This is a genomic window from Roseovarius tolerans (assembly GCF_900109855.1).
Lineage (GTDB): Bacteria > Pseudomonadota > Alphaproteobacteria > Rhodobacterales > Rhodobacteraceae > Roseovarius > Roseovarius tolerans.
Genome location: NZ_FOBO01000001.1, coordinates 39,097 through 59,863, shown reverse-complemented (window position 1 = coordinate 59,863; position 20,767 = coordinate 39,097). Strand labels below are relative to the sequence as shown.

The following is a 20,767-nucleotide window of genomic DNA, read 5'->3' as shown; positions in this document are numbered from 1 at the left end:
AATCAAGGTGCCGCAGGCACCGCCGCGCAGCGCCCGACCGCCGGGCGGGCGCTTTTGCAACGTATCAAGCCATTGAAAACGCGGGAGTGTTGGCGGGCATAAAGTGCGGTCCACCGAGGTTGCTGCGCCCACCCGGCGGTCGGGCACCGCGCGGCTAGTCTCTGAAACCGCCAACGGCAGTAGCAGGCGCGTCCCAGCCCCGTCACACCCCTCACGCCCTGAGCCGCACCCCCTCCGGATCGAACGGCGGCTCGTGCAGGACGTGCGCGCGGTGCGGTTGGCCCAGCACCATCACCTCAACCGCATCACCCGGACCGGCATCGCCCTTCACATAGCCAAGCGCCAGGCTCATCCCCACCGCATAGCCGTAAGCCCCCGAGGTCACACGCCCCACGCCCACGCCATCCTTGAAAATTGGCTCACCGCCCGTCGCATCGGCATTCGAGGCAGTCACCTCCGCCTCCTCCAGCGCCAGCAACACCAGTCGCTCGCGCGGGGCCTCCCCGATCACCGCCTCCAGCGCCGCCTTGTTCAAAAAATCCTTGTCCATCTTACACAGCCCCGCCAGCCCGGCCTCCTGCGGCCAGTATTCGGGGCTGTATTCGCGGGACCAAGACCCATAGCCCTTCTCGATCCGCAGACTCATCAACGCGCGGCTGCCCACCGGCCCCGCGCCCATCTCGCGCCCCGCCTCGATCAGCGCCGCATAGAGCCGCGCCTGATCCTCGGTCGCACAATGCAACTCCCAGCCCAGATCGCCGGTGAAACTCACCCGGAGCGCCACGCAAGGAACCCCCGCGATCTCGATCTTCGCCGAGCGCATGAACGCAAAATCCTCGGTGCTGAGCGACGCATTGGTCAACCGCTGCAACATCTCGCGCGACCGTGGCCCCGCCACGTTAAAGCCGCAGACCGCCTCGGTCAGGCTCTCGAACACGGTCCCCTCCGGCAGCGGCACCGCATCGAAAAACCGCTTGTGATAGCGCTCCGCCATGCCCGAGGAGATCACCCAGAATTCCTCTTCGCCCAACCGCGTCACCGTCGCATCCCCGGCAATCCCGCCACGCACCCCGATCAGCGGCGTGAGACACGACCGGCCCACAGCCTTCGGCATCCGGTTGGCGAAGACGGCGTTGAGCCAGTCCTCCGCCCCCGGCCCCTTGACCCGGTACTTGGCGAAATTCGAAATGTCGATGATGCCTGCCCGCTCGCGCAGCATCCGGGCCTCCTCACCCACCGGCCCCCACCAGTTCTGCCGGGTGAAGCCGTTGGTATCGACGGTGCCAGGCACCTCAGAGAACCACAGCGGATGCTCCCAGCCATAGTTCAGACCAAAGACCGCGCCCATGTCCTTCTGCATCTCATAGGCGGGCCGCACCCGCAGCGGCCGCCCCGCCGCGCGCTCCTCATTGGGATAATGAATCGCAAAGCGATGCGCGTACTGATCCTTGACCTTCGCCTTCACAAACTCCCGGTCATTGGCCCATAGGCCAAACCGCGCGATATCCCAAGCGAACATGTCGTATTTCATCTCGCCATGCACTAGCCATTCGGCCACCATCCAGCCCATGCCCGCCGATTGGCTGAACCCCGGAATGATCCCGTTACAGCAGAAATAGCCTTTCAACTCAGGCACCGGCCCAAGGATCACATTGGCATCGGGCGACCAGATCATCGGGCCGTTGATCACCCGCTTGATCCCGGCCTCACCCACCACCGGCACGCGGTCGATGGCGCGCATCATGTTGTCCTCGATCCGCTCCAGATCGTCGGGGAAAAGATCATGCGCAAAATCCAAGGGCGTGCCCTCTTCCGCCCAGAACCGCATATCGCGCTCATAGGCGCCGATCAGCAGGCCCTTGCCCTCTTGTCGCAGGTAATACTCTCCGTCCCGGTCCGCGACCGACGGCAGGCGCCGGTCCATACCGGCGATCTCGGCAATCGTCTCGGTCACGAAATACTGGTGTTCGGTGGGCTGCAACGGCAGTTCGATCCCCGCCAGTTTCGCCACCTCGCGGCCCCACAGACCGGCGGCGTTGATGACCCAGGGCGTGTGGATATTGCCCTTGGGCGTCTCGACGATCCATGTCCCGTCCGCCTGTGGCACCGTCGCCATCACCGGCGTAAAGCGATGGATCTCCGCGCCCCGCTGCCGCGCGCCCACCGCATAGGCATTGGTCACGCCCGAGGGGTCGACATTGCCGCCATCGGGCTCATACATGATGCAGCGGATGCTGTCGAAATTCACCAAAGGGTGCAGCCGCTCTGCCTCGTCCCGCGAAATCTCGTGGAAATTCATCCCGTAAAGCTTGGCCTTGGCGGCCTGAAGCCGCAGCTGATGCGCCCGGTTCTCGGTCTGCGCCAGATAGAGTGAGCCGGGCTGAAACACCCCGCAGCTTTGCCCGGTCTCCTCCTCCAGCGCATTATAGAGATTCATCGTGTAATGCTGCAAACGGCTGATATTGGCGCTGTCATGCAGCCCATGAATATTGGCCGCGGCATGCCATGTGCTGCCGCTCGTCAACTCGTCACGCTCGAGCAGGACGGCATCGCTCCAGCCCAGCTTGGCCAGATGATAGAGGATCGAGCATCCGATAACGCCGCCGCCGATCACGACAGCCTGTGCATGGGTCTTCATGGGTATCCCTCGGGTTTTTCTCGCCCTTCACCCTGAAGCGCACACCGCTCCTGCGATTGCCGATTTCCGACATATCCTGTCGCGGTGATGCAAGGCACCGACAAACATGAAAAGGATCGGCCTGCCACCGAAGGGGCAGGCCGCAGGACAGGATTGAACGGTCAGGTCAGTGGGGGCTGACCCGGTTCAGCATGCACCGAAGGTTTGGCTGAACACCGTACTTCCTGCCACCACCACCGACACCTTGACACCGGTCGGGATGCCGAAATGCGTGCAGATCGTCAGACAGGCCTGTGCCGCCGTCCCGTTGGGGATATGCACCGGCAGGTGAAGGCAATGCTTGCCCAGCCCCAAAGGCAGCGTCAGACACACCTGATTGTTCGAGATGGTCACCGCAATGCATTGCGCCGCCACCGCGATATGCGCCCCAACCATGGGCAGGCCCGACTGCGCGGTCAGGTTCTGAAGCTTCTCATTTCCCGAATGGGTGCGCCGTGCAGCATCGAGAGCGGCATCAACGGCTTCACTGTCAAACTCATAAAAATCTTGTGCCATTTCAAAGGCCTCCTTGGAAAAATTAAAGTCCCCGCTAATTACTGCGGGTAATACTATTATATATTAAGCTGAGTTTATTTTCAATGATTCGTCTTAAGGTTGTTTTTCTGCAAACTTCTTTTCAGGACAGCACTCCCCTCGCCGAAATCGCCGCACCATGCCCCGATCCAAATACGGCAGCATTTGTCGCAGACAGACATGATCTTTCCGGCACGGCAGGCAGGCTCGACCAAAACATCAGGGAGGCGTGACATGAAAACCAGCACCCGAGTGGTCGTGATCGGCGGCGGTGTCGTCGGCTGTTCCGTGCTCTATCACCTGACCAAACTGGGCTGGTCAGATGTCATGCTGCTGGAACGCTCGGAGCTCACCTCCGGCTCCACCTGGCACGCGGCGGGCGGCTTTCACACGCTCAACGGCGACACCAACATGGCCGCCCTTCAGGGCTACACCATCCGGCTCTACAAGGAACTCGAAGAGCTGACCGGCATGTCCTGCGGGCTGCATCACGTCGGCGGCGTGACGCTCGCCGACAACCGCGACCGCTTCGACATGATGCTCGCCGAGCGCGCCAAGCATCGCTACATGGGCCTCGACACCCATATCGTCACCCCCGAGGAAATCCGCGAGATTGCCCCCGTCACCAATATCGAGGGCATCATCGGCGGGCTTTATGACCCATTGGACGGCCATCTCGACCCGTCGGGCACCACCCACGCCTATGCCAAGGCCGCGCGCATGGGCGGCGCGCAGATCGAAACCCATTGCATGGTGCAAGAAACCAACCAGCGCCCCGACGGCACATGGGACGTGGTGACGACCAAGGGCACCATCCACACCGACCACGTGGTCAACGCAGGCGGCCTCTGGGCGCGTGAGGTCGGCGCGATGGCGGGCGTCTACCTGCCGCTCCACCCGATGGAGCATCAGTATATCGTTACCGACGAGACGCCCGAGATCTATGAGCGCGACAGCGAGCACCCCCATGTCATGGACCCGGCCGGCGAAAGCTATCTGCGGCAAGAAGGGCGCGGCCTGTGCATCGGCTTCTATGAACAACCCTGCAAACCCTGGGCGGTGGACGGCACGCCCTGGGATTTCGGCCATGAACTGCTGCCCGACGACCTCGACAAGATCGAGGCCAGCATCGAATTTGCCTATCGCCGCTTTCCCGTGCTGGAGCGCGCGGGCGTCAAATCGGTCATTCACGGCCCCTTCACCTTCGCCCCCGACGGCAACCCGCTGGTCGGCCCCATCCCCGGCCTGCGCGGCTACTGGTCGGCCTGCGGCGTGATGGCGGGCTTTTCCCAAGGTGGCGGCGTCGGCCTGATGCTGGCGCAATGGATGACCGAAGGCGAATGCGAGCGCGACGTCACCGCCATGGACGTGGCCCGCTTCGGCGACTGGATCAGCCCGGGCTATACCCGCCCGAAAGTCATTGAAAACTATCAAAAACGCTTCTCCGTCTCCTACCCGAACGAGGAACTGCCCGCCGCCCGCCCCTTCCGTCAAACCCCGATGTATGACGTGTTCGACCGGATGGGCGCCGTCTGGGGCGCGCAATACGGGCTGGAGGTGGTCAACTACTTCGCCGAAGATAACGAGCCGCGCCTAGAGACCCCCTCCTTCCGCCGCTCCAACGCGTGGGAGGCGACGGCCCGCGAGGTCCGCGCCGTGCGCGAGAGTGTCGGCATCAACGAGGTGCACAATTTCGGAAAATACCTCGTCAGCGGCAGAGGTGCCCGCGACTGGCTCGACCGGATCATGGCCGGGCGCATTCCCAAACCGGGGCGGCTCTCGCTCACCCCGATGCTCTCGCCCAAAGGACGGCTATGGGGCGATTTCACCGTGTCCTGCCTCAACGATGAGACCTTCCAACTCACCGCCTCCTACGGCGCGCAGGCGTTCCACATGCGCTGGTTCGCCCAAAACGAGGCGGCGGGCGTGCGGGTCGAGAACATCTCGGATCGCCTCAACGGCTTCCAGATCGCGGGACCAAAGGTGCGCGACGTGCTCATCGCCTGCACTCGCGACAGGCTCGCGGACATGAAATTCATGGATATCCGCCCTGCCGTCCTCGGCATGGTCGATTGCCTCATTCAGCGCGTCAGCTACACCGGCGATCTCGGATACGAAATCTATTGCGACCCGATGGCGCAACGCGCGCTCTGGGACGTGCTGTGGAGCGAAGGGCAGAACCACGGCATGAAACCCTTCGGCATGCGCGCGATGATGTCGCTGCGGCTCGACCGGTTCTTCGGCGCGTGGCTGCGCGAGTTCTCGCCCGACTATACCGCTGCAGAGACCGGCATGGACCGCTTCATCGCGTGGCAGAAAAACACCGATTTCATCGGCCGCGCGGCGGCAGAGGCCGAGCGCGCCCAAGGAGCTGCGCGCACGCTCGTCGCCTTCGAGGTCGAGGCCGAGGATGCCGATGTGAACGGCTACGAACCGGTCTGGATCGAGGGCGAAGTGCACGGTTTCTGCACCTCGGGGGGGTACTCGCACCACGCAGGAAAATCCATCGCCCTCGCCCTCATTCCGACCGAACGCGCGCGCGACGGGCTGACGGCCGAGATCGAAATCCTCGGCCACCGCCGCGCCGCCCGGCTGATCACCAAGCCACTCTTTGACGCCGACGGCGCGCGGATGCGGGGCTGATCGCAAAACCCCGGCGCAGGTCATGACTTGCACCGGGGTTTAGTCGAGTATTTTCAGAAAGGTGAAAGCCGCAGTTAATCCCGGCGTTCATCCGGGTCGGATTGACCGACGCCAAGAAACAGCCGCTTGAGCGGGATGATCCAGATGAAGCCCAGCCCCACATACACCAGCAGTTCAACCCAGAACGACGGTCGGTCGATCCAGTTCACAAGGCTCACGGCAGCCACGATATAGGCGGGCAGCCCCACCAGAAGCACTACCAGAGACCAGCGTTTCCGGGCCTTGTAGCTGAGCATTCCGCCTCCTCAATCCGCGAACGGGTCGGTCACGAGGATGGTGTCCTCGCGCTCCGGTGAGGTGGAGAGTAGCGCAACCGGACAGTCGATCAACTCTTCGACGCGGCGCACGTATTTGATCGCGTTGGCAGGCAGATCGGCCCAGCTACGCGCGCCCTCGGTCGATTCGGACCAGCCCGGCAGTTCCTCGTAGACGGGCGTGCAGCGGGCCTGCTCCTCGGCGGCAATCGGCAGGTAATCCAGCCGCTTGCCGTCGAGATCATAGGCCACGCAGATCTTGAGCGTCTCGAATCCGTCAAGCACGTCGAGCTTGGTGAAGGAAATGCCGTTCACGCCGCTCGTGACACAGGTCTGCCGCACGAGGCAGGCGTCGAACCAGCCGCAGCGCCTCTGCCGCCCGGTCACGGTGCCGAATTCATGGCCCCGCTCACCCAATCGCTGGCCATCTGCGTCCTGCAATTCGGTCGGGAACGGCCCCTCGCCCACGCGGGTGGTGTAGGCCTTGACGATGCCCAGCACGTAATCGATCGAGCCCGGCCCGATCCCGACACCCGTCGCCGCTTGGCCTGCGATCACATTCGACGAGGTGACAAAGGGATAAGTGCCGAAATCAATGTCCAGCAGCGCACCCTGCGCGCCCTCAAAAAGGATCCGCTTGCCCGCCCGGCGCTGCTCGTTGAGCACCTTCCAGACCGGGGCGGCATAGGGCAGGATCTGCGGCGCGATCTCCATCAGCTGCGCGATCAGCGCCTCGCGGTCCACCGCCTCGATCCCCAGCCCCCGACGCAGCGGGTCGTGATGCTGAAGCGCCCGGTCCACCCGCGCGATCAGCGTCTCTTCATCGGCCAGATCGGCCACCCGCACCGCGCGACGTCCCACCTTGTCCTCATAGGCGGGGCCGATGCCGCGCCCGGTGGTGCCGATCTTGGTACCCTTGCTCGCGGCCTCTTCGCGGGCGCGATCAAGCTCACCGTGAATCGGCAGGATCAGCGGGGTGTTCTCGGCGATCATCAGCGTCTCAGGCGTGATCGACACCCCCTGCTCGGTGATCTGCGCGATCTCCTTCACCAGATGCCACGGGTCGAGCACCACGCCATTGCCGATCACGCTCAGCTTGCCACCCCGCACCACGCCCGAGGGCAGCGCGTTCAATTTGTAGACCTTGCCGTCGATCACGAGGGTATGGCCCGCGTTGTGGCCACCCTGAAACCGCGCGATCACGTCGGCGCGCTCGCTCAGCCAGTCCACGATCTTGCCTTTTCCCTCGTCCCCCCACTGGGCCCCGACGACGACGACATTTGCCATGATTTACCCCTCGGCATTTGGTCCAAACCGCGCGCCGGTATAACGGGGGCCGCACGCGGGCGAAACAGCTAAATCACCGCGCCCCACTGGACAGCGCGTCCGCCCTGCGGCACATCGGGGCCGTGCAGTGCAAAAGCGAGGGTGACATGGGATTTCTGGCAAGATGGGCGGTGGCCTTCGTGCTGCTGGCGCTGACCTTCAACCCGACCCAGTGGAATTTCATCACCTGGGCACGGGGTAATTTCAGCGCGCAGATGCCGCTGACGGTTCTTCTGGGGCTGATCCTGCTGGTCGGCTACATCATCTACCTGCGCGCCACGCTGCGCTCCATCGGCGGCTTCGGCATGGGGCTGGTGCTGGCGATCGCGGCGGCACTGGTCTGGGTGCTGCATGATTTCGGGTGGATCAGCTTCGACAATCCCACGCTGAATGTCTGGCTGGCGCTGGTCGCGCTGTCGCTGGTGCTCGGCATCGGGCTCAGCTGGTCCCACGTCCGCCGCAAGCTCTCGGGGCAGGCGGATATGGATGATGTGGACGAGTAGCGCGGATGGCCGAGAGGCCGTAGTCTTTGCGGTTGTGCCGTGGAATGCGTGTCCCGAAAACAGACGGCGCGAATGGGCTGGAGCGGACCTTGGCAGTGAGCCGCGCATCGCCGGGCCGCGGTGCGGCGATCCAACGTTGGTTTGGCAAGATTTTATATCAGCCAAGACCGAAAAACATGCGAGCGCAGAGCTGGTTGCAGCCAAATCGCCGTGCCGGGGGGGCGGCCCGGCGATGCGCGGCGGCCTTCGGCCTTGTTCCGCGCAGGGTGCTTCAATCAGATGACCGCTCCAGGCCAATCCCGACCAATGCATCCGACGCATGCACCTCATCGACAGCCAGGCGCCAATGAAAGCTCCGGCTTCCCCCGCCCCGGCTGAGTTTCTTCCGACCCGCACCAGAAGACCCCTCTGCCAAAGCCTCCCACATTGCCGGGTTGCGGGCGGCAGCGGAATTGCATAGATACCGCGCAGACCGCGATCAAGTGATAGGCCCTGTGACCCATGGAAAACGTCGTCCTGACCATCCACCTGCTTCTGGCGCTCGCGCTGATCGGCGTGGTGCTGCTGCAACGCTCCGAAGGCGGCGGGCTTGGAATGGGCGGCGGTGGCGGCGGCGCCATGACGGGCCGGGCCGCGGCCACGGCCCTGGGCAAGGTCACATGGATCCTCGCGGCGGCGTTCATCGTGACCTCGATCACGCTGACCATCATCGCAGCGCAGCAATCGGCGGGCAGTTCGGTGCTCGACCGTCTTGGCGACCAACCCGCCCCGGTGGAGCAAAGCGTGCCCGGCCTGCCCGACGACGGCTCGCTCCTGCCGCCGTCCTCGGGCGACACAGCCCCGCTGACGCCCACCGCCGACTGACCACAAACGATTGAGGGCCGCGCCAAAACCGCAACATGATCTTGCGGTCTGCTTGCGCATCCCTCCCGAATCCTCTATTGGTTAAATCCCGTGATGGATGGCCTTTTCAGGGCCAATCCGGGCTTTTGATCAAGCATCACAAACGCAGTATCACGGGGGGCTTTGCGCGCGCATGGCACGTTACATTTTCATCACCGGCGGCGTCGTATCCTCGCTTGGCAAGGGGCTGGCCTCGGCCGCTCTCGGTGCGCTTTTGCAGGCGCGCGGCTTCTCGGTCCGCCTGCGCAAACTCGACCCCTATCTCAACGTCGATCCGGGCACCATGTCACCGTTCGAGCATGGCGAGGTCTTCGTCACCGATGACGGGGCCGAAACCGATCTCGATCTCGGCCACTATGAACGCTTCACCGGCGTGCCCGCCCGGCTAACCGATTCCGTCTCCTCGGGCCGGATCTATTCCAATGTGCTCGAACGCGAACGCCGTGGCGATTACCTCGGCAAGACCATTCAGGTCGTCCCCCACGTCACCAATGAAATCAAGGACTTCCTCGCCATCGGCGAGACGGAAGTCGATTTCATGCTGTGCGAGATCGGCGGCACCGTCGGGGATATCGAAGGTCTGCCCTTCTTCGAGGCGATCCGCCAGTTCAGCCATGACCGGGCGCGCGGGCAATGCATTTTCATGCACCTCACGCTGCTGCCCTATCTCGCCGCCTCTGGCGAACTCAAGACCAAGCCGACCCAGCACTCGGTCAAGGAATTGCAGAGCATCGGCATCGCCCCCGATATCCTCGTCTGCCGCTCGGAACAGCCGATTCCCGACAAGGAACGCGAAAAGATCGCGCTCTTCTGCAACGTCCGCAAGGAGCACGTCGTCGCCGCCTATGACCTCAAGTCGATCTACGAGGCGCCGCTGGCCTATCACCACGAAGGGCTCGATCAGGCCGTGCTTGACGCCTTCCAGATCAGCCCCGCGCCGCGCCCCGACCTCAACGTGTGGCAGGACGTGGTCGACCGCATCCAAAACACCGACGGCGCGGTCAATATCGCCATTGTCGGCAAATACGTGCAACTGGAAGACGCCTACAAGTCGATCAAGGAGGCGCTCATTCATGGCGGCATGGCCAACCGGGTCAAGGTCAACGTCGAATGGGTCGATGCCGAGATTTTCGAGCGCGAAGACCCTGCGCCGCATCTCGAAGGCTTCCACGCCATTCTGGTTCCGGGCGGTTTCGGCGAGCGCGGCACCGAAGGAAAGATCAAGGCCGCCGAATTTGCCCGCACCCGCAAGATCCCCTATCTCGGCATCTGTCTGGGCATGCAAATGGCGGTGATCGAGGCGGCGCGCAACGTCGCCGGGCTCAAACATGCGGGCTCCGAGGAATTCGATCACGAGGCCGGTAAAAAACGCTTCGAGCCGGTGGTCTACCACCTCAAGGAATGGGTGCAGGGCAACGAAAAGGTCAGCCGCAATGTCAGCGACGACAAGGGCGGCACCATGCGCCTCGGCGCCTATGACGCGGTGCTCAAGGAGGGCTCTCGCGTGGCGCAGATCTATGGCACGACCCAGATCGACGAACGCCACCGCCACCGCTACGAGGTGGACACAAAGTATCGCGAGAAACTTGAAGACTGCGGCCTGACCTTTTCGGGCATGTCCCCCGATGGCCGCCTACCCGAAATCGTCGAATGGTCGGATCACCCGTGGTTCATCGGCGTGCAATATCACCCGGAACTGAAATCCAAACCCTTCGCGCCGCACCCGCTTTTCGCGGATTTCCTGCGCGCGGCGGTGGAAACCTCGCGGCTGGTCTGACGCCTCAGCCGCGCGGCTCCTTGTATTTCAGGATATCGCGATCCACCCCCAGCCCGATCAGTGGGGCCAGCAGCGCGCGCCAAAAGCTCGGGCGCGCGTTCCGCCAGGCGGTCTGCTCCGGCGGCGCGCTCAATTCATCATTCAGCATCGGCGCAAGAATCGCCTCGTCGAGGATCCAGCGCCCGCGCCGCCCTTCGCGCCGGTCTGCCGCCTGATACTCGAGCCATCGCCGCAGAGATCTGTCGCTCGACGGCTTGCTGCCGGGCTGCACCAGATAGAACCCGCTATTGATCCGTAGGCAGATATTGTCGAGCACCCGCGCCGTGCCGCGCAGCGGGGCGGGCACGTGACCCTTGGGCATGTAATTGAAGCGCTCCGGTGCGCCGTTGAAAAACACGCAAACGGCCACGCGCAGATCGATTCCCTTTTGCGCCATGGCCCAGCCCAGCACCGACTCGGGATGCTGTGACCAGTCATAATTGGTGGCAAGATCGGCCATCTCCCGGACTGGCAGGCTGCGAAGCTGTGCCAATTGCGCCTCTGCCGACATCCCGGCCCACGCGTCAGCCTCGCTCATATCAAACTCCGTATTTCAACTAGCAGCATGCCTTTCTTTCGGCCCACAAAATGGGATTTCTTGGGAGCAATTGTGTCACCGTTGCGGCGCTGCACATTTTCGCGCGCCTCGCATGCGATCAGCGAGAATTCGCTTGGGTGCGCGGCCCGCGCGGATTACGATTTATGCATGCTGTCCCGTATCCTGCACGCCTTTCAGGCGCCCAAGCCCGGCCCCCTGCCCGAACCCGACGAGAAACTCGCACTCGGGGCACTGATGGTGCGTGTCGCCAAGTCCGACCGCCATTACGACCTCGCGGAAATCAAGCGTATCGACCGCCTCCTCACCCGGCTTTACGGGCTGAAACCGATCGAGGCGGCCAAGATGCGCGCCACCTGCGAGAAACTCGAACATGCCGCCCCCGATACCGACCGATTCGGCCTCCTGATCCGCGAAACCGTCCGCCTCGAGGCCCGCGTCGCCGCACTCGAGGCGCTTTGGGAAGTGGTCCTTTCGGATGGCGACAGCCAACCTCAGGAGCTGCAGGTGCTCGACGCCGCCCGCGAGGCGATGGGGCTCAGCCATGCCGACAGCGACACCGCCCGCGCGCAGGCCGAGGCGCAGTAACCGCGCGCAATTCTCCATTGGCCCGCGCGCCGCATCGCCCTATACCTGTGCCCATGTTCGCAGATTTCCTCAACCGGCTCATCCAGCCCGAACCTGATCCGCTCGACGATGGCGATGCCCGTCTGGCGCTCACCGCCCTGCTTGTCCGTGTCGCCCGCAGCGATGGCGATTACGCGGCCGCCGAAATCATTCGAATCACCCGCATCGTCGAGGCACGGTACAACCTCTCGCATGACGCGGCAGAGGCCCTGCGCATGGATGCCGAAACCCTCGAATCCGAGGCCCCCGACACCGTCCGCTTCACCCGCGCGATCAAGGATGCCGTGCCCTACGAAGAGCGTGTCGCGGTGATCGAGGCACTGTGGCAGGTGGCCCTCGCCGATGGCGAACGCGAGAGCCACGAGGATTCGCTGCTGCGACTGGTCTCGAACTTTCTGGGCATCTCCGACCGCGACAGCGCGCTCGCCCGCCAACGGGTCACATCCACCGGATGATCGCCGCCCTGCCGATGTATGACCGCCCCGAGACGGTGGCGGCCAATGACCGGCTCTGGCAAGGCCTGCGCGCGGCTTTGGGATACGGCCCCGAGACGCTCACCCGCGACGGCGATCTCTGGAACATCTGGCAAAGCCCCGATCTGCTCATCGCGCAGACCTGCGGCTACCCGTTCCGCGCCCGGCTGCACCCTCATGTGCAGCTCATCGGCACGCCCGTGCTCGCCCTGCCCGACTGTCCGCCGGGGCACTATTGCAGCGCCCTTGTGATCCGCGCCGACGATCCGCGCGACACACCCGAGGCCTTCGCCGCCACTCCCTTCGCCTATAACGAGGCGCTCTCGCAATCCGGCTGGGCGGCGCCGCAGACATGGGCCGCCGCGCGCGGCTTCCACTTCTCGAACCCGGTCCAGACCGGCGCGCATCGCGCTTCGGCCATGGCCGTCTCAGAGGGCCGCGCAGATATCGCCGCCATCGACGCCCTCACATGGGAAATCCTTCACGCCCATGACCGATTCACCGACGGTTTGCGCGTTCTCGCCCGCACCGACCCAACCCCGGCCCTGCCCTATATCACCGCCCGAGACCGCGACCCCGCGCCGCTCTTCAACGCGCTGCAAACCGCCATCGCCGGGCTGTCGCAACCCGACCGCACAACCCTCGGGATCACCGGCCTGATCCGTCTGCCCGCAACGGATTATCTCGCCGTGCCCAATCCCCCGCCACCGCCTCCGAATTGAGCTGACGATACGTCAATTCGGACGCCAGCCCCGCCATTCGCCCGCATTGCAAGTTGCATTGCACCATTTTTTCAGCCCTATTGTCATGAAAACGATAAACGACCAGCCAACAGGGTGACGCGCTTGACCACGACTCCGGTCCTCGAAATCCGTAATCTGCACAAGGCCTACGGCGCGCTCGAGGTAATCAAGGGCGTCGATATCACCGCGCCCAAGGGGCATGTGATCTCGCTCATCGGCTCGTCCGGGTCGGGCAAATCCACCATTCTGCGCTGCGCCAACCTGCTCGAAGACAGCCAGCAGGGCGATATCCTCTTCAAGGGGGAGCCGGTGACATGGCGCGGCGAGGGACTGAACCGTCACCCGGCGGACGCGGGTCAGGTCCTGCGCATCCGCACCAACCTTTCCATGGTGTTTCAGCAATTCAACCTCTGGGCCCACATGACCATCCTGCAAAACGTGATGGAGGCCCCCGTCACCGTTCTGGGCCGTGACCGCGCCGAGGCCGAGCACGCCGCGCGCGGCTATCTCGACAAGGTGGGCATCGGCGACAAATGCGACGTCTACCCGGCGCAGCTTTCGGGCGGCCAGCAACAGCGCGCCGCCATCGCCCGCGCCCTCTGCATGGAGCCCGAGGCACTACTCTTCGACGAGCCGACCTCGGCCCTCGACCCGGAACTTGAACAAGAGGTGATCCGCGTGATCAAGGATCTGGCCAATGAGGGCCGCACCATGATGATCGTCACCCACGACATGAGCATGGCCCGCGATGTCAGCGACCACGTGGTCTTTCTGCATCAGGGCCTGATCGAAGAAGAAGGTGCGCCCGACGCGCTCTTCGGCGCACCGAAATCCGAGCGGCTACAGGGCTTTCTCAGCTCCACCATGGCCGCCTGAGACCAACCAACCAAAGGGAGAAAACCACTCATGAAAAAACTCATGCTTTCCACCGCCGCCTTCGCCATGATGGCGGGTATGGCCATGGCACAGGACGTCGTCCGCCTCGGGACTGAGGGCGCCTACCCCCCGTGGAACTTCATCAATGACGCGGGAGAGGTCGACGGCTTCGAGCGCGAACTTGGCGACGAGCTGTGCACCCGCGCAGAACTCAACTGCGAATGGGTGACGAACGATTGGGACAGCATCATCCCCAACCTCGTTTCGGGCAACTATGACGCCATCATCGCCGGCATGTCGATCACCGACGAGCGCGATCAGGTCATCGACTTCACCCAGAACTACACGCCCCCCGACCCCTCGGCCTATCTCGGCATGTCCGAGGGCGTGGACGTCACCGGCGGCGTGATCGCCGCACAGACCGGCACCATTCAGGCGGGTTACGTCGCCGAATCCGGGGCCACATTGGTCGAGTTTGCCACGCCTGAAGAAACCATCGCCGCCGTCCGCAACGGCGAGGCGGATGCGGTGCTGGCCGACAAGTCCTTCCTCGCGCCCGTCGCGGCCGAAGATGCCGACCTGATGTTCGTGGGCGAAGACGTGCCGCTTGGCGGCGGCGTCGGCATGGGCGTGCGCGAATCCGATGGCGAGTTGCGCGAAACCTTTGATGCCGCAATCCAGTCGATGAAGGATGACGGCTCGCTCAACGAAATGATCAAGAAATGGGAAGTCTCCTCGACCTTCGAGTGACCTAATCCCGCCCCCGCGCGCCCTGCGCGGGGGCCTCTCCACCCGAGGGAGACCGCCATTTTTTCCTTCTGCGCCGATCCATCGACTCTTGAGGGCCTGAAATGGCTGTCGTGCTACCTCACCACGGGCAAGCACGCCAATCTCTATGTCGCCACCGGCACCGTCCTGCTCTTGCTGGCGATCACCGCCCCCACCGCGCTCGCCTTCGGCTTCGGCGGGGCAATGGCGGCGCGCTCGCGGATCTGGCCGATCGCATGGTTCGGCAAGGGCTATATCGCCATCGTGCGCGGCGTGCCCGATATCGCGTTCTTTCTCTTTTTCGTCATCGCCCTCGATCAGCTCTTCGAGGCGATCCGCCACAAGGTCAAATGCCCCGACTGGGACCAGGCGATCTGGCAGGGCAATGATTTCGTCGTCTGTCAGGCGGCCAAGCTGCCCCTCGGCAACGATCCACAATGGATGCACGAAACCTACGGCTTTTTCCTCGCCGTCCTGACCTTCGCCATCGTGTTCGGCGCGTTTGCCGCCAACGTCCTATTTGGCGCCATGCGCGCCGTTCCGCATGCGCAGCTTGAAACCGCCGCCGCCTACGGCTTCTCGCGGCGTCAGACCTTCTGGCGCATCCTCGTGCCGCAGATGTGGGTCTACGCGCTGCCCGGCCTCAGCAATCTCTGGATGGTGCTGACCAAGGCCACGCCGCTGCTCTTCCTTCTGGGGGTCGAGGATATCGTCTACTGGGCGCGCGAATTGGGCGGCACCGCCAACCCCCGCTTTACCGACTACCCGCATGGTGACTGGCGGATGTGGTATTTTCTCGGCCTGATGGTCTTCTACCTCGGCCTCACCCGCATTTCCGAGCTTTATCTCGAACGCCTGATGCAGCGCCTCACCCACGGACAGGCCACGACGGGCGGCGAAGCGCAGAGGAAAGCCGCATGAGTTGCTGGCAGACCGTTCAGGACTACGCCTTCCGCTCGCTCGGCTACGGCGAACGCCTGCTCCCGCGCGAAGGCTATACGCTGTGCGAGCATTTCACCCTGATCGGGTCGGGGATGATCTGGAATGTCTATTTCGGCGTGCTCGCCCTTCTGGCCGGGTTCTTCCTCGCCACGCTCGTGGCGCTTGGCAAGGGTGCGCAGAACCCGCTCCTGCGCAAACCCTCGGAATGGTTCATCTTCGTCTTTCGCGGCTCGCCCCTCTTTATCCAGTTCTTCTTCGCCTATTTCCTGTTCCTCTCGCTGAAATCCGTCAGCCCGGTCTTCGACGCCTTCACCTCGGCCTGGCTCGGGGCGCTGATCGTGCTCTTTCTCAACACCGCCGCCTATTCCGGAGAGATCTTCTACGGCGCGCTGCGTTCCATCCCCAAGGGCGATGTCGAGGCCGCCGATGCTTACGGCTTCACCGGCATGGCGCGGTTTCGCCGGATCATCTGGCCCACCATGCTGCGCCTCGCCTGGCCCGCCTACACGAATGAGGCGATCTTTCTCTTTCACGCCACCACGCTGGTCTTTTTCTCGGGCTTTCCGGCCTGGCAGCAACGCGGCGACGCGCTCTATTACGCCAACTACTTCGCCGACAAGACCTTCAACCCCTTCGTGCCCTACCCGATCCTTGCGGGGTATTTTATCCTGCTCACGCTGGTGATCATCGGGATTTTCGGGCTGATCAACCGCCACCTCAACCGCCACTTACCACAAGAGGCACGGCGCGGGCTGAAACTGCGGATGAACGTGATCCGCTGACGGCATGGCGGATGTGCTGATCCTCATTCCCGCCGCCGGGGCCTCGTCGCGGATGCGCGGGCGCGACAAGCTGATGGAGGAGGTGCGCGGTGCGCCCCTTCTGCGCGACCGGGTCGAAATGGCGCTCGGCCTCGGCCATCCCGTGCTCGTCACCCTGCCGCCCGACCGGCCGCAGCGGACCGAGGCGTTGCGCGATCTCGCGCAGCCGCATCTCTCCACCCTCGTTGTCGAGGATGCCGCCACCGGCCTTTCGGCCTCACTGCGCGCCGGGGCTGATTGGGCACTGCGCCACGACCATAGCGCGCTCTTGGTGCTCTTGCCCGATCTGCCGGACCTCACCGCAGAGGACATTAACACCGTGCTGCAAGCCTATGATGAGAGTAAAATAATCCGTGCCACGGCCCAGGACGGAACCCCAGGACATCCCGTGCTCTTCCCGGCCGATTTCCTGCCTGCGATGCGCCACCTCACAGGCGATCAGGGCGCACAGGACATCCTGCGCGCCAACCCCGTTCAAACCGTCAGATTACCGGGCACCCGCGCCACCACCGATCTCGACACGCCCGACGCGTGGACCGCGTGGCGCAGCGCCTCGCCCGATCAGGACCGGTGATCGCTATCCCGGGGCGGGCGCTTGGCCCCGCCACCCATGCGCTTGCCGACCGCGTCCATCCCCGCATTCACACCCCGGCTCAGAAACCGGCGCATGACGATGCGGATCACCATGTTGATCATCTGATTGGCGTTCATTGCGCCTCTCCTCTCGCTGCCTCTGGCAGACTATAACACGCAAACGTGCAGATTTCAGGGCAAGGCCGGTAAAAGTTGACAGGCCGATGCAAACCGCCTCAATCCTCGAACAATTCGTTCTGCCCGGGCGCGGTCTCGCTCTCGTCGGCCTCTTCGCCCTCGCCCAGTTGCGGCATCGTGCCGGGCGGCGGACGGTTCTCCAGCAACCCAGCCGCGCGCAATTCCTTGAGCCCTGGCAGATCGCGCGCGCTCTCCAGCCCGAACTGATCCAGAAACTCCTGCGTCACCACAAAGGTCACCGGACGCCCCGGCGTCATCTTGCGCCGACCAAAGCGAATCCATTCCATTTCAAGAAGTTGGTCGACGGTGCCCCGGCTGACCGACACGCCCCGGATCTCCTCGATCTCGGCCCGCGTGACCGGCTGATGATAGGCGATGATCGCCAATGTCTCGATCGCCGCCCGGCTCAGCTTGCGGGTCTCCACCGTCTCGCGGCTCATCAGATAGCCCAGGTCGGGCGCGGTGCGCATCGCCCAGGCATCGCCGACCTTGGCCACCCTGACCCCACGCCCCTCATACCTTTTGCGCAAATGCACCACCGCTTCCGCCGGATCACAGCCATGCGGCATCCGCTCGCCCATATCGCGCGTGCTCAGCGGCTCGGCACTGGCAAACAGCATCGCTTCGACCATCCGCTCCTGCTCCGCCATGGGCGGCGCGTCGAACAGGCTTTCTTCTTTCTTTTCTGTTTCTTCTGACAAACTCTTAATCCTTACGCCGCAGCTCGATCGGGGCAAATGTCTCGGCCTGCCGCAATTCCACCCGGCCTTCCTTCACCAGTTCCAGCGAGGCCGCAAAGGTCGAGGCCGTCGCCGACCTGCGCCGCCCCGGATCGGTGGTGAATGCGTCGGGCAGATAGCTTGAGATATCCGTCCATGTCCCGGCGAAACCAATGAGCCCCCGCAACCGCTCCAGCGCCTGTTCCATGGTGAAAATCGCGTCCCGGTCCATGACATAGGGGCGAAACTCGTCGCGCGTCCTGATCCGCGCATAGCCCTGCATCAGTTCCAGCAACGTCGCGGTATACTGCACCTTGCGCAGCCGCATCACGTCCTCGGGAATGCCGCGCGCAAAGAAATCCCGCCCCAGCCGGTCGCGCCCCATCAGCCGCGCCGCGCAATCGCGCATTGCCTGCAACCGCTCTAGCTGAAACGCCAGATGCGCCGCCAGTTCCTCGCCCGAGGGCCCGTCCTCGGTCGGGTCGGGCGGCAGCAGCAGCCGTGATTTCAGAAACGCCAGCCACGCCGCCATCACCAGATAATCGGCGGCCAGTTCCAGCCGCAACGCCTTGGCGCGCTCCACAAACGCAAGATATTGCTGCGCCAGTTGCAGCACGGAAATCTTGCGCAGATCCACCTTCTGCGTCCGGCTCAGCGTCAGCAGCAGGTCGAGCGGCCCCTCGAACCCGTCCACATCGACGATCAGCGCCTCGGCGGCCAGACGGTCCGCCACATTGGTCACTGCCTCACCCTGATCGAAGTCGTCCTCAGCCATGCACGCGCCCACTCATCAGCGCGTCAAGCTGCGCCGAGAGGGCCGAAATGTCAACCGGATCAGGCGATTTGCGCCATGTCAGCGCCCGTTCCGCGCGGCGCTGCGCCGCGTCAGACATCTCGCCCGCCGCCTCCGCCACCGCCTGCCGCTCCGCCAGCGTGCCGTTGCAATGCAGGATCACGTCACAGCCTGCGCCAAGCGCCTTGTGCGTGAGATCAGGCAGCGTGCCCTGCAGCGCCTTCATCGAGATATCGTCGGTCATGATCAAACCGTCAAAGCCGATCTCGTCCCGGATCACCCGCATCATCGGCGCCGACAGCGTGGCGGGCTCGCCGTCGATGGCCGAATATACAAGATGCGCCGTCATCCCGAGCGGCAGATCGCTCAACTTCCGAAACGGCTCAAAATCAACAGCTTGCAGGTCACTCTTCACAGCATTCACTACCGGCAGATCGTGATGGCTGTCCGCCTCGGCGCGGCCGTGGCCGGGGATGTGCTTGACCACCGGCAAAACGCCCCCGTCCAGCAGGCCATCCGCCACCGAACGACCGATCGCCGCCACCCTTTCCGCGTCCTCGCCGTAGCAGCGATTGCGCAGGAACGGATGCGTGCCCGGCCCGGCCACATCGACCAGCGGCGCGCAATTGCTGTCGAGCCCGAGCGCATGCAGTTCCGCCGCAATGATCCGGTAGCGCAGATACATCGCCCGAGCGGCCTCTGCCCCGGCCTGTGCCACCTGATCCAGCGGCGCGGGCCAGTCGCGCCACTGCGGCGCGCGCAGCCGCTGCACGCGCCCGCCCTCCTGATCTATGCTGATGACCGCGTCATGCCCCGCCGCCTCGCGCATCTCGGCACAAAGCGCCCGCACCTGATCCGGCGTGTCGATGTTGCGCGCGAACAGGATAAACCCGAATGGGCGCGCATCGCGAAAAAACGCTTTCTCGTCAGGGGTCAGACACCGCCCTTCGGCATCGAGGATCATCGCGCCATAGCGCGTCACCGGGTGACCACCGGAATGCAATCGGCGCGTTCGGCGACCAGCGCCGAACAGAACCGCCGCGCCTCGCCCAGATCGGCAAAGCCCATGGCGCGCAGCCGGTAAAAGGTCCGCCCGCCGCTCTCGGCCTTCTGAATGACCCGGTTCTTGCCCTCCAGAAAATCCTCGAACCGGCTGTGCAACCGGTCCCATTCCTCACGCGCGACAGCCGCCGACTCGAACGCCCCAAGCTGCGCGAGGCGCGTTCCGGTCGGGATCGCCTCGGGATCAATCTCTTGCGCCGCAGACTCCGTGCTGCGGGCCGCCGCCACGGCGAGCGCCACCGCCTGCGATACATCGGGGCGCTGACGCGGACGCAAGGACCGGCTCAGCCCACCCTCGACCGCCGCCTGCTGCGGGGCCTCTTCGGCATCCTCCTGCGGCGGATCGAGCGGGGTCAGCGGGGCCACGTCTTCGGCGACCAGATCGGCCAGCGCCTGCACCGAGGCTTGCTGAAGCACCTCGGGCGCGTCATCCGGGGTTTCCTCACCCGCCTCGGCGGTCGGGCTCACCTCTGCCGCCTCAGTCGCCGCAACAGCCGCGCGCGGCACATCCTCCAACGTCAGATCGAGCGGCGGCGGCGCCAAGATCAGGCGATCCGCAGGCGCCGCAGCGATGCCTTCGGCGGCCACCGCATTGACGGCCAGCCCCTGATGATCGGCCGCCTGCCCGCCCGGATCTTCGGGGGCCATCCGCATCGGCCCCTCGACCGCGCGCACCACCGGCACACCCGACACATCGCGCATGATGAGTTTATAGCCCCAGACCCCTACACCCGCGACAAGCGCAAGTGACAGGACCGCGCCTGTGATATTGGTGAGTGTCCCGAGTGTCGCCGTGCGTGCGGGCGCGGGTTCGAACCCTGCATCGTGCATTTCAGCCATGCTCTGCCTCTTGCCTCACCGGCGATACATGGCCGCCGGGAATTGATCATACTGCCTCAT

General features: G+C 64.2%; 22 protein-coding genes. 12 read left to right on the top strand and 10 right to left on the bottom strand.

Annotated elements, in window-relative coordinates:
* Nucleotides 1-211: 211 nt before the first annotated feature.
* The gene (locus BMX04_RS00295) at nt 212-2,638 is read right to left on the bottom strand and encodes a GcvT family protein (protein ID WP_074784089.1); all 2,427 of its coding nucleotides are present in this window, start codon (nt 2,636-2,638) and stop codon (nt 212-214) included.
* Nucleotides 2,639-2,824: 186 nt separating this feature from the next.
* Complete coding sequence (locus BMX04_RS00290) at nt 2,825-3,193, bottom strand: hypothetical protein (protein ID WP_050663443.1); 369 nt, start codon at nt 3,191-3,193, stop codon at nt 2,825-2,827.
* Between the two features lie 252 nt (nt 3,194-3,445).
* Here BMX04_RS00290 and BMX04_RS00285 point away from each other — a divergent pair, with 252 nt between their 5' ends.
* Nucleotides 3,446-5,854: a GcvT family protein gene (locus tag BMX04_RS00285; RefSeq protein ID WP_074784086.1), complete on the top strand. Its 2,409-nt coding sequence runs from the start codon at nt 3,446-3,448 to the stop codon at nt 5,852-5,854.
* Nucleotides 5,855-5,928: 74 nt separating this feature from the next.
* Here BMX04_RS00285 and BMX04_RS00280 read toward each other — a convergent pair whose 3' ends face one another.
* Both BMX04_RS00280 and BMX04_RS00275 read right to left on the bottom strand, forming a co-directional pair.
* Nucleotides 5,929-6,150 carry a DUF2842 domain-containing protein gene (locus BMX04_RS00280; RefSeq protein WP_074784083.1) on the bottom strand — a complete coding sequence of 74 codons (222 nt, stop codon included), beginning with the start codon at nt 6,148-6,150 and terminating at the stop codon, nt 5,929-5,931.
* A gap of 9 nt (nt 6,151-6,159) precedes the next feature.
* A complete protein-coding gene (locus BMX04_RS00275) occupies nt 6,160-7,455 on the bottom strand; it encodes an adenylosuccinate synthase (protein WP_050663441.1) in 1,296 nt (431 codons plus the stop codon).
* Nucleotides 7,456-7,601: 146 nt separating this feature from the next.
* Between BMX04_RS00275 and BMX04_RS00270 the strand changes: the two genes are divergently transcribed.
* From BMX04_RS00270 to BMX04_RS00260, 3 genes are all read left to right on the top strand, one after another.
* On the top strand, nt 7,602-7,997 hold the full coding sequence (locus BMX04_RS00270; protein ID WP_074784080.1) for a DUF6524 family protein: 396 nt from the start codon (nt 7,602-7,604) through the stop codon (nt 7,995-7,997).
* A gap of 501 nt (nt 7,998-8,498) precedes the next feature.
* Complete coding sequence (gene secG, locus BMX04_RS00265) at nt 8,499-8,861, top strand: preprotein translocase subunit SecG (RefSeq protein WP_074784077.1); 363 nt, start codon at nt 8,499-8,501, stop codon at nt 8,859-8,861.
* Nucleotides 8,862-9,033: 172 nt separating this feature from the next.
* Nucleotides 9,034-10,677, top strand: coding sequence for a CTP synthase (locus tag BMX04_RS00260; RefSeq protein WP_074784074.1), 1,644 nt, complete (start codon nt 9,034-9,036; stop codon nt 10,675-10,677).
* A gap of 4 nt (nt 10,678-10,681) precedes the next feature.
* On the opposite strand, the gene BMX04_RS00255 is transcribed toward BMX04_RS00260, so the two are convergent.
* Nucleotides 10,682-11,254: a hypothetical protein gene (locus BMX04_RS00255; protein WP_074784071.1), complete on the bottom strand. Its 573-nt coding sequence runs from the start codon at nt 11,252-11,254 to the stop codon at nt 10,682-10,684.
* A gap of 168 nt (nt 11,255-11,422) precedes the next feature.
* On the opposite strand from BMX04_RS00255, the gene BMX04_RS00250 reads away from it, so the two are divergent.
* From BMX04_RS00250 to BMX04_RS00215, 8 genes are all read left to right on the top strand, one after another.
* The gene (locus BMX04_RS00250) at nt 11,423-11,860 is read left to right on the top strand and encodes a tellurite resistance TerB family protein (protein ID WP_074784676.1); all 438 of its coding nucleotides are present in this window, start codon (nt 11,423-11,425) and stop codon (nt 11,858-11,860) included.
* A 53-nt stretch (nt 11,861-11,913) separates the two neighbouring features.
* Nucleotides 11,914-12,354: a tellurite resistance TerB family protein gene (locus tag BMX04_RS00245; RefSeq protein WP_050663437.1), complete on the top strand. Its 441-nt coding sequence runs from the start codon at nt 11,914-11,916 to the stop codon at nt 12,352-12,354.
* Entirely contained in the window at nt 12,351-13,094 is a 744-nt protein-coding gene (locus BMX04_RS00240) for a phosphate/phosphite/phosphonate ABC transporter substrate-binding protein (RefSeq protein WP_074784068.1), read from the top strand. Before BMX04_RS00245 ends, BMX04_RS00240 begins: the two co-directional genes overlap by 4 nt.
* A 123-nt stretch (nt 13,095-13,217) precedes the next feature.
* The gene (locus tag BMX04_RS00235; RefSeq protein WP_074784064.1) at nt 13,218-13,991 is read left to right on the top strand and encodes an ABC transporter ATP-binding protein; all 774 of its coding nucleotides are present in this window, start codon (nt 13,218-13,220) and stop codon (nt 13,989-13,991) included.
* Between the two features lie 30 nt (nt 13,992-14,021).
* Complete coding sequence (locus BMX04_RS00230) at nt 14,022-14,741, top strand: transporter substrate-binding domain-containing protein (protein ID WP_074784061.1); 720 nt, start codon at nt 14,022-14,024, stop codon at nt 14,739-14,741.
* A gap of 57 nt (nt 14,742-14,798) precedes the next feature.
* The gene (locus tag BMX04_RS00225) at nt 14,799-15,680 is read left to right on the top strand and encodes an ABC transporter permease (RefSeq protein WP_074784058.1); all 882 of its coding nucleotides are present in this window, start codon (nt 14,799-14,801) and stop codon (nt 15,678-15,680) included.
* Nucleotides 15,677-16,483: an ABC transporter permease gene (locus BMX04_RS00220; RefSeq protein WP_074784055.1), complete on the top strand. Its 807-nt coding sequence runs from the start codon at nt 15,677-15,679 to the stop codon at nt 16,481-16,483. The genes BMX04_RS00225 and BMX04_RS00220 overlap by 4 nt, the downstream gene beginning before the upstream one ends.
* Before the next feature lie 4 nt (nt 16,484-16,487).
* A complete protein-coding gene (locus BMX04_RS00215; RefSeq protein ID WP_074784052.1) occupies nt 16,488-17,096 on the top strand; it encodes a nucleotidyltransferase family protein in 609 nt (202 codons plus the stop codon).
* On the opposite strand, the gene BMX04_RS19275 is transcribed toward BMX04_RS00215, so the two are convergent.
* The 5 genes from BMX04_RS19275 to BMX04_RS00195 form a co-directional block, all read right to left on the bottom strand.
* The gene (locus BMX04_RS19275) at nt 17,084-17,233 is read right to left on the bottom strand and encodes a hypothetical protein (RefSeq protein ID WP_160316373.1); all 150 of its coding nucleotides are present in this window, start codon (nt 17,231-17,233) and stop codon (nt 17,084-17,086) included. The two genes, BMX04_RS00215 and BMX04_RS19275, sit on opposite strands and share 13 nt — an antisense overlap.
* Before the next feature lie 98 nt (nt 17,234-17,331).
* Complete coding sequence (gene scpB / locus BMX04_RS00210; protein ID WP_074784049.1) at nt 17,332-17,994, bottom strand: SMC-Scp complex subunit ScpB; 663 nt, start codon at nt 17,992-17,994, stop codon at nt 17,332-17,334.
* A gap of 4 nt (nt 17,995-17,998) precedes the next feature.
* On the bottom strand, nt 17,999-18,787 hold the full coding sequence (locus BMX04_RS00205; RefSeq protein ID WP_074784046.1) for a segregation and condensation protein A: 789 nt from the start codon (nt 18,785-18,787) through the stop codon (nt 17,999-18,001).
* Nucleotides 18,780-19,787 (bottom strand): beta-N-acetylhexosaminidase, encoded by a 1,008-nt coding sequence (nagZ, locus tag BMX04_RS00200; RefSeq protein WP_244888439.1) that lies wholly within the window; start codon nt 19,785-19,787, stop codon nt 18,780-18,782. Before nagZ ends, BMX04_RS00205 begins: the two co-directional genes overlap by 8 nt.
* Nucleotides 19,784-20,707 (bottom strand): SPOR domain-containing protein, encoded by a 924-nt coding sequence (locus BMX04_RS00195; RefSeq protein ID WP_074784043.1) that lies wholly within the window; start codon nt 20,705-20,707, stop codon nt 19,784-19,786. The genes nagZ and BMX04_RS00195 overlap by 4 nt, the downstream gene beginning before the upstream one ends.
* Between the last annotated feature and the right edge of the window lie 60 nt (nt 20,708-20,767).